Source organism: Halorientalis sp. IM1011 (assembly GCF_001989615.1).
Classification (GTDB): Archaea; Halobacteriota; Halobacteria; order Halobacteriales; family Haloarculaceae; genus Halorientalis.
Map to the genome: position 1 here is coordinate 115,209 of NZ_CP019068.1, position 12,674 is coordinate 127,882.

The window sequence follows — 12,674 nt, forward strand, 5'->3', positions numbered from 1 at the left end:
TTCACTCCGCCAGCTGCTTCGACTCACAGACAGCCACGCAGATCACTCGACAACGATGAATCAGAACACGCCATCCAACTCGGACGGAGGGACCGACAGCATCGCTGAGTCAGACAGCGGCGCACCGGCTACTGCACAGTCAGCAAACTCTGAGGCGACTGCGACTGCAGTTACACTCGAGGACCTCTATAAGGAATTCCCGTCACCCGACGGCGGGACGATCACGGCAGTGAACGGCATCTCTCTCGAAATCAAAGACGGCGAATTCTTCACCTTCGTTGGTCCGTCCGGGTGTGGGAAAACGACGACACTTCGGATGATCGCAGGTCTCGAAACACCGACGAGCGGGTCCCTATACTTCCAAGGCGAGGACGTAACGGACCTGGCCGCCAACGACCGGAATCTCGCGATGATGTTCCAGAACATCGCGCTCTATCCGCACATGAAGATCAAGGATAACATCTCCTATCCACTGAAGGTTCGGAACGTCCCGAAATCCGAACGTTACGACAAGGCGGCAGACGCGGCCGAAGTGATGCAGATTCCGGATCTCCTCGAGAAACACCCGGCCGAACTCTCCGGTGGTCAGCGCCAGCGGGCAGCTCTCGCACGGACCATCGTGCAGGATCCGGTCGCATTCCTCATGGACGAACCACTGTCTGACCTCGACGCGAAACTCCAGGTCGAAATCCGGAAGGAAATCCAGCGAGTCCACAACCAAGTCGAGAAACCCACCATCTACGTTACCCACAATCAGGAGGAAGCTATGACTATGTCCGACCGCATCGCGGTACTCAACGACGGTGAAGTCGCACAGGTCGGCACCCCCGAGGAACTCTATAGCGAACCGGCCAACGTTTTCGTCGCGGAGTTCATCGGCATGCCGTCGATGAACTTCATCTCGGGCGAACTCCGCGAGCTCGACCAGAGTGAAACGACGGTGTCAAGCTATGGCGAAACCTTCACTTGGGGTATCGAAGGCATTCGGCGCGAACCATCGAGCGACGACGTCACGATCGGCTTCCGCCCGGAAGCAACCTCGTTGGCAAAAGACGAGGCCAACGCCGATATCGAAGGTGAAGTCCAGTTACTCGAACGCATCGGTGATCGACTGCTCGCGTATATCGATGGTCCAGAAGATGAGATTCGGCTGACTGTCGATGCCAGTGACGATATTCGAGAAGGCCAGCACATCCCCATTTGCATCGACACGGACGGGATGTACCTGTTCGACCGTGACACGGAGGAACTGATCGCCTGCGGCCAGGGCGCCTGAGACTGCCCCAGAACCTCTCTCTATATATCGAACTGTTCCGCTCGCTCGATGACGTCTTCAGCGTGTCTGACGTGTGCCAAATCGAGCATTTCACCCTTGTAGCTGACGCTCCCATGAGCAGCGGCCTCTGCTTCGTCGACAGCAGAGACGATTTCCCGACAGCGCTGGACTTCCTCGGGATCCGGTGTGAAGATCTCGTTTACGGGGGCAACCTGCGACGGGTGGATACATTGATAGCCGGTGAATCCAAGCTGACGGCACCACGCAGCCTCATCGACCAGTCCCTCGGCATCGTCGATATCGAGCCAGGGACCAGCGAGTAGCTGAGTAATACCAGCAGCGCGCCCATCCATTGCGATTTTTGAGAGCATATACTGTTTCTCGTCACCGGCTGCTGTCCACTCGTAGCCGAGTGCCCGTTCGACATCAGCCCCCTTGCTCGTAGCACCGATCAGCGCCCCAACGCGGTCGCTGGCTGCTGCGATGTCGTGAGCATTGTGAAAGCCTTGAGCGGTTTCGGGTAAGGCGAGTATCTCGATTGGATCACCAATACCACGCACCCGTTCCAGGTACGTTAGCAGATGATCGACTCGCTGGACATCCGCAGCCGTTTCGAGTTTCGGGAGGACAAGTGCATCGACCGCCGGTGTCACGATTCGATCGAGATCAGCTTCGAAGAACCGCGAGTCGACCGGATTGACACGGACGGTGATCGTTGCATCCGGATCGTCGAATGTTTCGAGTCCCTCTATAAGTGTATCGCGCGCTTGGGCCTTCTCGTCGACCGGAACAGCGTCTTCCAAGTCGAAGATGAAGGCATCTGCATCGGTGTTGGTGGGTGCATCGACGACCCACTCGTGACGGTTCGCTGGAATGTAGAGGAGTGTTCGTAGCGGTCGCATCTCTAGAGACCCTCCTGTTGATGACGGTCACTCACACGACGAGAATCGTCGACTGTATGTAAAAATATTCTCCCCACTAGTCCGGTGGTGTTCAGATACGGTCGAAAGATGAGGCGTCGCGTTTGCTGAGGTGTACATGGCCGAAAACAAGAGCTTCAACGGCACGACCAGATGGAGTTATAGTTCGTGGAACGAGAGGCGACACCGGAGTCGGTAATGCGGCTCAGTATACCCCTTTCATGTGGCAGAATTATATATTTCAAATACTGCTAGTAGATTCGATAGTTTCGACGTCCAGTATGCTCAACCCACCGTTCACAACTGGGTGCTCGAAGCTGATCTACAGCCATAAGATAGGAAGAGTCCGGATCACCTTGCGGCCGACGAAAACATGATTTAACTTAACTGTAAACTAATTTGTCAGTACGCTGCTGTCGATCCCAAACGAACGTGTTTCTGCATCTTAGGCTGTTTCCAACACGAACCACCGTCTTGACAATTCAGTTCCTGCAGGAAATCCAAGAGGAACATGACGTCGTCGATCCCGTGGTTCCCGTCGATGGCGTCCCATGGTTGCAGGCTGCGCTATTCGAAGTAGACCTTCGATTTCAGCACGTCACCCGTGGGAATCAGAATGGTCTCGAACGTGTTTTCAAAACGGTAATACAGTGTATGTGTCGGATCTCTGACTATTGTCACGCTTCAGCAGAATCCGCTAAAACATGGCTGCAAACGTTTGCGTTAGCGTGGACCCAGCTAATCTGAACAATTCCTGTCGAGTCAATCCGGCAGGGGAGATACTCTGGTCACTGGCAAACCTCTTTCCTGAGTCATACCACATATATGATCCGAAGTTAGGAATCAAACTATAGAGAGGCTATTCTCCCCGCGACCGTACGTATTCGATTAGTCCGAAGACCTCGGCGGAACACCCCAGGTAGCTCGTGCTGAAGAAAGTGACGTGCCCGCAGTCTCGCCCTTGTAGCCGAGGATGTCGTCGTATCCTGTCTCGGACATCAGGATGGGGACGAAGGCGTCGTCGGCCACGTACTCACGGTCTTCGCTCCGTGCGACAGTCGTCCCGGGTTCGACCACCTCGAAGTTCTCGATCTGAAGTTCATAGTCGGTATCGGGCTGTTTCGAGACGGCATCGGTCACCGTATAATATGTCGAATCAGTCGTCGGCACCTCTCCCGGGAGCGCGTCGGTCAGTCGTAGAAACGCCGCAACGATATCCGTGGCGTTTTCGGTCGCTTCCTCGGTGAGCTGTCGCCCTGCTTCCACACTGACGACGGGAGCGCAAGCTGGGAACGCTCCGTCGAAACAGGGCGTTGGATCGACGATGTGAGATACCGGAAGGCGCGCGGCCAGGCCCTGAACAGGTGGGTTCGACCGGGAGACGAGCGCGATCGGATCGTCGTAGGAGTGCGTCGAATGAAGCGAGAGGACGACGCTACAGTCGTTGATTTCCTTGAGTGTCGCAGCGGCGAGTCTGCGTTCCTGGTCCGGGCTGGCAGGATCGCCCGGAAACACCCGGTTCATGTCCACATCGAGGTAGCGGCGGTGACTCGCGACGGCGGGCGGATTCGCTATCACGAGTTTGACGGGCCGCTGAAAGGAGGGATTGGATTCGATGACGCGTCGGACTGCGCGAACGCCGCTCGGTTCGTCGCCGTGAATACCTCCGACGATGGCAACATCAGCGTCAGCACCTGGCCCGAGTATCGTCGTGGCCGGCGTGACGTCTGCTCCGAACACAGCAGGTATAGCCGTGTCGGGCCAATAGACCTACTGGTTCGGAAAGGCTAGTCCGAGTGGGCGGGAGATCCAAGCTGATCGTTGCCGTCGCTAGAGTCGGTCGCAGCCACCTGATCTCCGTTCGCCGAGAGCAGGCGGCGCTTCGAGTTGAAGACGACGATGAGACTACTGATTGCCATCATCACGGCGGCGATCAACGGCGTGATGAGGCCAGCCATCGCCAGTGGGAGCGCGATCGCGTTGTAGCCAGCCGCCCAGAGAAGGTTCTGTTTGATTCGGCCTCGCGTTTCACTCGCCAGCTCGAAGACCTCGGGAACGGCGTCGAGACGGTCGTCCAGTACTACCGCGTCGGCCGCCTCGATCGCCAGATCGGTGCTGCTCGAGACAGCGATCCCGAGATCCGCGCTCGCGAGAGCGGGCGCGTCGTTCGTTCCATCGCCGATCATCGTCGTCGTCCCGCGCTCGCGGAGGCCCTGGACGATCACTTCCTTCGACTCGGGGCGCACGCCTGCGAATACGTGATCGATCGCGGGATGGTTCGCGAACGTCTCGGTCATCCGTTCGTCGTCGCCGGTCAGCACGACGATGTCCCGGTCCGCAGCCGCGAGATCGGAAACCACGCGGTCCCAGTTCTCGCGCGGCGTGTCTCGGACCGAGACGATCCCCTGGACGACACCGTCCCAGGCAACCGCCGTGGGATGAGTCCCCGATTCGTAGGCGTCCGTGACGGCCGCGCCGATCTCCGCTGGAATCGTCCACTCGTCGGCGCCGAAGGAGTCCGGATGACCGACAACCACGCGAGTATCGTCGACGAGGGCCGACACGGTACGGTCGGCGCTCTCGAAACGCGACACCGAGCGTGTGGTCGGCGGGGCGGCATCGTCGATCGCAGCGGCGATGGGGTGGCTCGACCGGCGTTCGACGGCGGCCGCCATCGCGAGCACTTCGTCGGAGTCGTCGCCGACGACGTCCACGAGTTCCATCTCCCCCGTGGTGAGCGTTCCCGTCTTGTCGAACACGACGACTGCGGAGTCGTCGATCTGCTCGAGCACTGACTCGTTGAGAACGAGCATGCGATTGTCGGTGGCATCGCGGGTGGCCGCCGCGAGGGCGAGCGGGGTCGCGATACCGAGCGAACACGGACACGAGACCACTAGCACGGAGACACCGGCCAGTATCGCTGTATTCAGGTCGTTGCCGAGGACGAACCAGCCAGTGGTAGTCAGTGCGGCGAGTCCGAGTACGAACGGAACGAACAGTACCGCAAAGCGGTTGACGATGTGCTGGACACCTGTCGCCGAGCTCTTGACGTTCCAGAGGAGTTCGACGAGGCGATCCATCGTGCTGGTGTTTTCTGGCCCAACTTCGACGACGACCGCATTGTCAGTGAGGATCGACCCGCCGAGTACGGTGTCCCCGACGGATTTCCGTTGCGGGAGCGATTCACCTGTGACGAGCGCCTCGTCGATCGTGGCCGTTCCGTCGACGATCTGGCCGTCGACTGGGATCCGTTCGCCGGGTTTGACTAACAGCCGGTCGCCGGGCTCACACGCTGCAATGTCGATGGTTTCGGTGGCCTCGCTGTCGTCGTCGAGCCGGCGTGCCTCCTCGACGCGTGAATCAGTGAGGTCAGCGCGATTCCCGAGCGCAGCGCGTTTGACCCGTGACTCGAGATGGTTGCCGATAGTGACGATCGCGAGTACCATCACTGCGACGTCGAAGTACGGATCGCGACCGCCCGTGAGGTAGGTGGCCAGCGAGTAGAGATACGCTGCGAGCACCGCGATGGCGATCAACACGTCCATGTTCGGCCGCCCGACTTTCAGGCTCACGTAGGCCCCGCGGAAGATGGGGTATCCGAGCCCGATAACGATGAGTGTGCTCCAGACCGCTAGCGGCCCGAACACCATCGCCTCGACGGTACTCCCGTAGAGGAAGCTCTCGGGATAGATGCCGAGATACACCGGATAGATGAACAGGACGTAGAGAATCAACACGGGCATCATCAGTACCGCCGCGAGTACTGCACGGTATTTGCCGAACTCGACGCGCGAACGCAGCGAGTCGTTTTCCTCGTCGGGATCGCGGGCCTGATAGCCCAGTCGACTGAGTGCCGCAGCGATCGCGTTGCGATCGATCTGGGCGGGATCGTACACCACCTGCGCCATTTCGGTCGCGTAGCTCGCACGTGCCTCGTGAACGCCGTCCTCTTCCTCGGCAAGGAGTTCGATGAATCCTTCGCAGGTCTGACAGTGCATGCCGTCGATCGAGAGGTAGGCTGTCTCGGCACCCTCGGGGACATCGGGTCGGGAATCCCCGGCCGCGACGCGGTCACGGACGGCCGCAATGGAGAGGTCGACATCCTCACCGTTGTCGACCAGGCGTGCGACCTCTAGACACCCCCGACAGCAGAACTCGCCGTCGATGGCCTCGTCGATGATTGGGTCTTCGACAGGGAGGTCACAGAGTGTGCAGGTGGACATGTTACGCAACCGCCCCCGAGTCGGCGATCGGTTGATAGTACGGGATGTCGGGCAACGGGAGCATGACGCCAAACCGCATGAGCCCCATCGCCAACAGTACGTATCCGAGCCCGATGAACAACACACCGAGTCCATAGTGGACCACCTGTCGCTGGCGGGCGCTCACTGACTGGATCACCGTTCCGTAGAGGAACACACTCGGGATCGTCCCGAGGCCGAGCGCGGCGAGCGAGAGGAGGCCATGTACAGGCGAGCCCTGTGCGAACGCGTACAGGAATGCGGGATAGAGCAGCATACACGGCAACAGTCCATGCAGTGCGCCGAGGCCGACGATGCCGATGCCGTTGACCCAGCGGTCGATCCGTGTCGAGATCACTGTGTAGGTTCGCGCGAATACTGATCCGATACCAGTATCGGCAATCACACCTTCGACGGCTCCTTGTTGGTAGCCGGCTACCCGGGTGACTCCCATCCCGAGGATTGCCACGCCGATACAGATGCCGACGACACCCTGGACTGGCCCGAGAATCCCGGCGAGCCCGATCGTCCCGTAGAGGAGCGCGCCGGCAGTCCCGAAGACAGCTCCGATGAGGGCGTAGCTCATCGTCCGGCCGAGGTTGAACAGCGTGTGCTGTCGCACTTCAAAGAGGGTGAGTGCGCCCGACCAGCGGTCGTCGGTTTCCATACGCTCGGCGTAGGTTGCGACGAGCGGTCCGCACATTCCAATACAGTGTGCACCGCCGAGGAGGCCAATCAGAAAAAACACCGCGAGTCCGTAGCCACTCGCGATGCCGATCTCACTCAGTTGTACTAGAACTGCTGATATCAGACTCACGGCTGGCAAAGCCAGCATAGATTAGAGTGTACCACCCGTCCTGTGTAGTTGGTTTCGGTTCGGGCCGTGACCTCGGGGGTTAGTAACACCGTAATATTACTGTCGAGGCCCTGACGCACGTACCAGTATGGTACTACTCCAGACGGTATCCGTCGATCCACAGCAATATATTCCACCGATCGTGAGCGCGCTCACGACGGCCGTCTTGTTCGTCGTCGCGTTCGCGGTCATCTACTGGCTCGGGAAGTACTTCCTGTCCCGGACAGTCGAGCGCGGGCTCGAACACCGGGATTTCGATCAAACACTCATCGACCTCGCTGTGAGCACGACCGTCGTCGTGGTCGCCGTCGTCGCCGCCGCGTTGGCCGCGACGGTCGCGGGCTTCGGTGTCGTCCTCGCGGCGTTCGCGACGCTCGCTGGGGCACTCGCACTGGCGGTCGGCTTCGCCGCACAGGATATCATCGCGAACTTCGTCGCTGGCGTGTTCATCATTCAGGACGAACCGTTCACGACCGGCGACTGGATCGAGTGGAACGGCAACTCGGCCGTGGTCCGCGAAGTCCAGCTCAGGGTAACGAAACTCGAGACGTTCGACAACCAGCTCGTCACCGTTCCGAATAGCGACCTCGCCGGCGCTGCGCTGATCAACAACGAGGCGAACGACGAACGCCGCGTCTCGGTCGGGTTCGGGATCGGATACGAGGACGACATCGAACAGGCCCGTGAGGCGATACTCGACGAAGGATCGCGGATCGAGGGCGTGCTGGACGAGCCCGAACCGACCGCGCCCGTGACGGAACTGGGCGACTCGGCCGTCGTGCTTCAGGGCCGAATCTGGATCGATCCCGAGGAACACAGTTACGGAGCGGTCCGCGCCCAGTTCCTCGAGGCAGTCAAGGAGCGCTTCGATGCAGACGGGATCGACATGCCGTATCCCAACACCGAACTCTCCGGCGGGCTCGAAGTCACGAACGTCGGTGAGATTGAGTCGGGCGCTGACGACTGAGCGCGACGTCTCCCAGCGTGACGAACAGGCAGGGCACCGACTCCTCGTCCGAGGCTGGCTGCCGTCACCGCGACTCCGAGCGTTCGGTCTCGTCGCGGTCGGCGTACTGGTGCTCGTCAAATCGCTCCTTGAGGACGGGGACTCCACTCGACGAAATTGAACCACAGGTCGTGATAACAATTCCCTTGTAAACGGCCCACACGCACGCTCTATCGCCACTTTGTTATCAGATGTTGTAATCGAGCCATAACCATTAGACCGGCAACCGGGAAATTGACCGACGATGGCAACACGCGCTACTATGCAGGATTTGGTCCCGGAGTCGATGGAGGGCGGTCAGGAGTTCTGGCTGCAGACCTTCGAATCTCTAGTCACCGATCTCCCCGAACCGGCCTTCGTCGTCGACGCGGACGGTGTAATCACGCACTGGAACGAGGCAGTCGGCGAGCTACTGGGACTGCCGGCGAGCAAAGCCGTCGGGATGAACGCCTACGACGTATTCGGGACCGAAGGCGAATCCGAAACCCTCGCCGAGGAAGTGATCCGAACCGGCACTCCCATACGGGAATCCGACTTCCGGTCCGCGGAGCGACCGGACGGGTCGGTTGGGCACGCCCGCGCGGTGGCGGTCCCCTTGCAGGGCCCCGACGGTGATGCCATCGGCGCAATGGAGCTGTTGGTCGATTTCAGTGATATCGTCGAACAGCGCAAGGAGCTACAGGAACTCCAGTCACAGATGGCCGACGACGTCGAATCCGCTGTCGGAGAACTCAGTGACTCGGCCGACGCCGTCACAGCACAGTCCAGCGATATCAGGGACGTCGCCGACGACCAGGCCAGTGATCTGGAGGAAGTCCAGTCCGAGGTCTCCGGATTCAGCGCAAGCGTCGAGGAAATCGCCTCCAGCGCCGAGGAAGTGAGCAACCAGAGCAAACGAACGAAAGACCTCGCCGACGAGTCCGTCGAGACGGCAACCGAAACCATCGAGCGGGTCGAGAAAGCTACCGAATCCGCCGAACAGGTCGCCGAGGAGACGACAGAACTCCAGTCTCACATCGAGGAAATCGACGAGTTCGTCGAGGTCATCAACGATATCGCCGACCAGACGAACATCCTGGCGCTGAACGCCAACATCGAAGCCGCCCGCAGCGAAGGCAACAACGACGGATTCGCGGTGGTCGCTGACGAGATCAAGGAGTTAGCCAACGAGTCCAAACAGCACGCCGACGAGGTCGAACGCATCGTCACAGAGGTCAGTGAGATGGCCGACGACACTGTCGAAGGTGTCGAGGCAGCCACGGACGAGATCCAACGCGGGCTCTCGGAGCTGGAGACGGTGCTCGAAAATCAGGAAGCGATCCGCTCGGCAACGATCGAAACCGACGAGGGGATCAGCGAGATCGCCGAGGCCACCGACGACCAGGCGGCAAGCGCCGAGGAGATGGCCAGTATGATCGACGACGTCGCCCGCCGGGCCGCTGATATCTCCGACTCGATCGACGAACTGGCAGAAGCCAACGAAACCCAGCATCAAATGGTGCAGGATCTCGGCGAGAACGTCGAACGCGTCGAACACCAGCTCTCCACGATCACGGAGTGACGACGGCCCCGTTTCGAAACGTCAGCACAAAACTAGTTTTCGCCGTGGTATACGCACCGTTCCCAGCGCAGAGAACTCCGAGCGTTCCACCGTTCCAATTCAATCACAGTTCATACTGTGCTACTTCTGCGGACCCACACTCAGGACAGTTCTCGGTCGGGTCGTCGATAGTGGCGCCACAGTGGCGACACTCACAGAATCGACGCCGCTGTCGCTGCCGTGTGACCACTCGCGTTATCCGTTTGATCATGACTATCGGTGCATGACCGACACGGGATAAATAGGCCAGCCAGCCATACCGGAACTGAAAACCACAGGACGGAACGTCGGTCACGAAATTCGCGTCAGACGTTCGTCTGACGGCCCCAGTAGCGCGGGTGGCCTGCTTCCCGGGGGTTTGAGAGACTCCTTGTGTTCAAGACGAGGTGGGGCTCGGAACGTCACATTTCCCCGAGCCAGTCGGCTGAGGCCTCAGAGTAGTCGCCTGGGACTGGAGTACACTGAATCCAAACGCCGGATACAATCCCGCGTCGAAATTCCACCAGAATGAAGCGGCAGCCTCGAGCAATACGCCGCACACCCATGGCCCTCCCCGGTGGACTGGCGATCACGACACTCTTCGGCGGTGCGATGCTTCTGATCGGCGGCCTCGTGCTCGCCGTGAGCGGCCGATACATCTGGCGAGCGACTGCCGTCCTCCGTGCGACGGAACTCGAGACACTCGACGACGTCCCAGCCAACACACTCGTCCGAGTCACCGGTGCCATCACTGCGGGCGAGGAAGGAACGCTCGTCGCGCCGTTCAGTGACGTCGACTGCGTCGCACTCCGGTACCAGATCGAGGAACGACGGTTGTCAGTTCTCTATTTGCTCCCGTGGTACGTGACAGTTCACGAAGCGACGGCAGCCGTCCCGTTTACGGTTCGAACGGGGGCGGGAACAGTCGAAGTCGTCGAACCCGTGCGGACCGTCGCGCTCACGTCCCAGGTCGTCGAGACGACGGCAGCCACCGACGATCCACCAGCGCAAATCGACACCTTCGAACGCGACCACGACGAGATCCCGACGACGACACGCTGGCAGGATCCACCTGCACTGCTCGCACCACTCGCCGGTCTGCTCTCACTGGGAACCCGACGCTACAGTGAACAGCGAGCACCAATCGACGCGGACGTCACAGTGGTCGGGCGCGTCACTCCTGACGGGACGGGGCTGGATCCACTCGTCGTCTCCGATCGGTCCCCGACTGCAACGGTCGGTCGAATGGCGAAAACGTCGATCGCAGGCGTGCTTATCGGCGTCTGTGGATTGTTGCTTGGGGTTGGGCTGCTGGTGCTTTTGTGACCGGCGTCTTCAACACGCGCCGCCGCCACCGCCGGCCGCAGCGCCCGCCCCGGCACAGCTCGCTGCACTCGCGCTCGCACCGGCCGCGGCCGCTGCCCCGGCGACGACGATCGCGGCGTCGTCGGTCTGGCTGTAGTCCCGACACTCGCCCCAGGCCACCGGTGCGATCTCGTCGTCGATATCGTCGGCTGCGACGACGGCGTCGCGAAGCTGCGACAGCGAGAACGCGGGATCCGTCGCGTACTGGTCGACGAGCGTGTCTGTGAGGAGGACACGACGGCACGTTTCGGCCTCGAAGAGTTCGTCGCCGTCGAAGGTGAACTGGACGTCGTAGTGGCGGACGAACACGTCGTCGAAGGGGTTCTGGAGGGCAGCCGCCGCCTCACCGACGAGTTCCCAGACGCGGTCCTTGTCTGGCGTCTCGACGTCCTCGCCGAGCGAGAAGCGAGCGATGGGGACGACGACCGGGTCGCCATCCGGACCTTCGTTGACGACTGCGACGCCGGTGACGCCACAGTCGTCGACGTCGTACGCCTGTTGCTCGACGGCAGTTCGGAGGGCTTCGTCGGCGGCTTCCTGTCGCGATTCGAGATCGACCTGTTCGTCCGGCGTGTCGCTTCCGAGGAGTCGTTCGAGCAGGGAGGGCATCGTGGCTCGGGATTTGTGGGGGCGAGACTTTTGTGTTGGGGTCAGGGTGTCATAGAACGGTTCTGATCTACTAGAAGGCTGTTTGAAACACGTGCAAGACTTGAACCATAATTGTTTGATATACAGAAACTTAATGGGAGCTGGATAATAATTCAAACTATGCGCCGACGCGTCTACCTCTTGTCACTTCTTGCGGGAACTGTCGGGTTCGCTGGCTGTTTTGGGTCCACCAGTTCAGACAAGCCCTCCAGTACCTCCCCACCAAGTGCAACAAGTCCTGAGGAACGGGCAGAACTGACAGGAAGCGTCCACACGGCGACTGTTGATAATGGGAAACGGATCCGCTATACACTCACCATGTCCGAACCGCCAACGGATCACGATGGTGACGCTCCACCGACTATCGAGTTCCAAGAAGATGGAACACGGATCACCGTCTCAGGTGGAATGTTTTACGGCTCAAGTACGTGTGATGAAATCGCTGTGCAGGAATTTTCGATGACTGTCGGACCCGAATTGCGAATCGTCATCGGCGCAACAACGAGGGACGATGCACCGCGAACCTGTACCGCTGACATGGCGTATTCCCTGTATGACCTCGTGCTGGAAACGGAAGGCACCTCTCTGAGTAAGATAACGGTGGTCGAGAAACCAGAGGGTGAAGATCAACAGCAATGGACTGCGACACCACCCACAGAGTGATACATTCGCACACGTACTGATCGGGTAATTCCTCCCGGCAGACTTGCGATCAATCACATTGAGAACTGTTTTTTGACACCCTGTTGGGGGCTCCCCGTCTGTCGTGCTTCGGTCGGGACG

Annotated in this window: 10 protein-coding genes and 1 pseudogene; 6 read left to right on the forward strand and 5 right to left on the reverse strand. The window is 60.0% G+C overall.

Annotated elements, in window-relative coordinates; all coding sequences use genetic code 11:
- The first annotated feature begins 55 nt into the window (after positions 1-55).
- Positions 56-1,276 (forward strand): ABC transporter ATP-binding protein, encoded by a 1,221-nt coding sequence (locus BV210_RS18095; RefSeq protein ID WP_084802717.1) that lies wholly within the window; start codon positions 56-58, stop codon positions 1,274-1,276.
- Between the two features lie 20 nt (positions 1,277-1,296).
- Here the strand turns inward: BV210_RS18095 and BV210_RS18100 are convergent, their stop codons facing one another.
- Positions 1,297-2,178, reverse strand: a complete 882-nt coding sequence (locus tag BV210_RS18100; RefSeq protein ID WP_077208180.1) for a CoA ester lyase — start codon at positions 2,176-2,178, stop codon at positions 1,297-1,299.
- Between the two features lie 186 nt (positions 2,179-2,364).
- Here BV210_RS18100 and BV210_RS20385 point away from each other — a divergent pair.
- Positions 2,365-2,943 (forward strand): annotated as a pseudogene (locus BV210_RS20385) (IS6 family transposase).
- 141 nt (positions 2,944-3,084) lie between these two features.
- Here the strand turns inward: BV210_RS20385 and BV210_RS18110 are convergent.
- The 3 genes from BV210_RS18110 to BV210_RS18120 are packed head-to-tail and all read right to left on the reverse strand — an operon-like array spanning position 3,085 to position 7,272.
- Positions 3,085-3,936 carry a succinylglutamate desuccinylase/aspartoacylase family protein gene (locus tag BV210_RS18110; protein ID WP_172824931.1) on the reverse strand — a complete coding sequence of 284 codons (852 nt, stop codon included), beginning with the start codon at positions 3,934-3,936 and terminating at the stop codon, positions 3,085-3,087.
- Between the two features lie 47 nt (positions 3,937-3,983).
- A complete protein-coding gene (locus BV210_RS18115) occupies positions 3,984-6,419 on the reverse strand; it encodes a heavy metal translocating P-type ATPase (RefSeq protein WP_077208181.1) in 2,436 nt (811 codons plus the stop codon).
- A gap of 1 nt (position 6,420) precedes the next feature.
- Positions 6,421-7,272: a sulfite exporter TauE/SafE family protein gene (locus tag BV210_RS18120; protein WP_084802719.1), complete on the reverse strand. Its 852-nt coding sequence runs from the start codon at positions 7,270-7,272 to the stop codon at positions 6,421-6,423.
- 109 nt (positions 7,273-7,381) lie between these two features.
- Between BV210_RS18120 and BV210_RS18125 the strand changes: the two genes are divergently transcribed.
- From BV210_RS18125 to BV210_RS18135, 3 genes are all read left to right on the forward strand, one after another.
- On the forward strand, positions 7,382-8,260 hold the full coding sequence (locus BV210_RS18125; protein ID WP_077208182.1) for a mechanosensitive ion channel family protein: 879 nt from the start codon (positions 7,382-7,384) through the stop codon (positions 8,258-8,260).
- 325 nt (positions 8,261-8,585) lie between these two features.
- Entirely contained in the window at positions 8,586-9,860 is a 1,275-nt protein-coding gene (locus BV210_RS18130; RefSeq protein WP_077208345.1) for a methyl-accepting chemotaxis protein, read from the forward strand.
- Positions 9,861-10,442: 582 nt separating this feature from the next.
- The gene (locus BV210_RS18135) at positions 10,443-11,204 is read left to right on the forward strand and encodes a hypothetical protein (protein ID WP_077208183.1); all 762 of its coding nucleotides are present in this window, start codon (positions 10,443-10,445) and stop codon (positions 11,202-11,204) included.
- A 9-nt stretch (positions 11,205-11,213) separates the two neighbouring features.
- On the opposite strand, the gene BV210_RS18140 is transcribed toward BV210_RS18135, so the two are convergent.
- Positions 11,214-11,852, reverse strand: coding sequence for a hypothetical protein (locus tag BV210_RS18140; RefSeq protein ID WP_077208184.1), 639 nt, complete (start codon positions 11,850-11,852; stop codon positions 11,214-11,216).
- A gap of 159 nt (positions 11,853-12,011) precedes the next feature.
- Here BV210_RS18140 and BV210_RS20055 point away from each other — a divergent pair, with 159 nt between their 5' ends.
- A complete protein-coding gene (locus BV210_RS20055; RefSeq protein ID WP_157526153.1) occupies positions 12,012-12,554 on the forward strand; it encodes a hypothetical protein in 543 nt (180 codons plus the stop codon).
- Positions 12,555-12,674: the final 120 nt, after the last annotated feature.

What these genes read in the sequence shown, in the direction of transcription:
- BV210_RS18125 (WP_077208182.1), top strand. Translation starts at nt 7,382, where the DNA reads ATGGTACTACTCCAGACGGTATCCGTCGATCCACAGCAATATATTCCA.
- BV210_RS20055 (WP_157526153.1), top strand. Translation starts at nt 12,012, where the DNA reads ATGCGCCGACGCGTCTACCTCTTGTCACTTCTTGCGGGAACTGTCGGG.
- BV210_RS18120 (WP_084802719.1), bottom strand. Translation starts at nt 7,272, where the DNA reads ATGCTGGCTTTGCCAGCCGTGAGTCTGATATCAGCAGTTCTAGTACAA.
- BV210_RS18135 (WP_077208183.1), top strand. Translation starts at nt 10,443, where the DNA reads ATGGCCCTCCCCGGTGGACTGGCGATCACGACACTCTTCGGCGGTGCG.
- BV210_RS18115 (WP_077208181.1), bottom strand. Translation starts at nt 6,419, where the DNA reads ATGTCCACCTGCACACTCTGTGACCTCCCTGTCGAAGACCCAATCATC.
- BV210_RS18140 (WP_077208184.1), bottom strand. Translation starts at nt 11,852, where the DNA reads ATGCCCTCCCTGCTCGAACGACTCCTCGGAAGCGACACGCCGGACGAA.
- BV210_RS18100 (WP_077208180.1), bottom strand. Translation starts at nt 2,178, where the DNA reads ATGCGACCGCTACGAACACTCCTCTACATTCCAGCGAACCGTCACGAG.
- BV210_RS18095 (WP_084802717.1), top strand. Translation starts at nt 56, where the DNA reads ATGAATCAGAACACGCCATCCAACTCGGACGGAGGGACCGACAGCATC.
- BV210_RS18130 (WP_077208345.1), top strand. Translation starts at nt 8,586, where the DNA reads ATGGAGGGCGGTCAGGAGTTCTGGCTGCAGACCTTCGAATCTCTAGTC.